Raw genomic sequence first — 326 nt, 5'->3', positions numbered from 1 at the left:
CTGGAGTTCTACGCATCGACCGAGAACGACGTCATTCTGGCCAACGTCGGTGGTTCGAAAGTCGGATCGAAAGGCCGCCCGCTTCCCGGCAGCGCTCGGGTCGCGTTGGCTGCGTACGACCCCATCTCCGGCAGGCTCGAAGAAGACGACAACGGATTCGTGCGGATGTGCAGGGATGACGAGGTCGGTCTTCTCCTCGGCCGCCCGAGCAGCGACGGCGAGGTCCTGAGCCCGCTGATGCGTGGAGTGTTCGAACCGGGGGACTCGTGGGTGCCCACCGAAAACCTGTTCCGTCGAGACTCCGACGGTGACTACTGGCTTGTCGA

Annotated in this window: 1 pseudogene; it reads left to right on the top strand. The window is 63.8% G+C overall.

The window, feature by feature from the left end:
• Positions 1-326: pseudogene (locus A2J03_RS17135) on the top strand (acyl-CoA synthetase); the annotation flags it as partial.

It is taken from the genome of Rhodococcus sp. EPR-157 (assembly GCF_001647195.1).
GTDB lineage: Bacteria > Actinomycetota > Actinomycetes > Mycobacteriales > Mycobacteriaceae > Rhodococcoides.
Note: the sequence above shows the minus strand (reverse complement) of the source record. Positions and strands in the feature narration are given on the sequence as shown.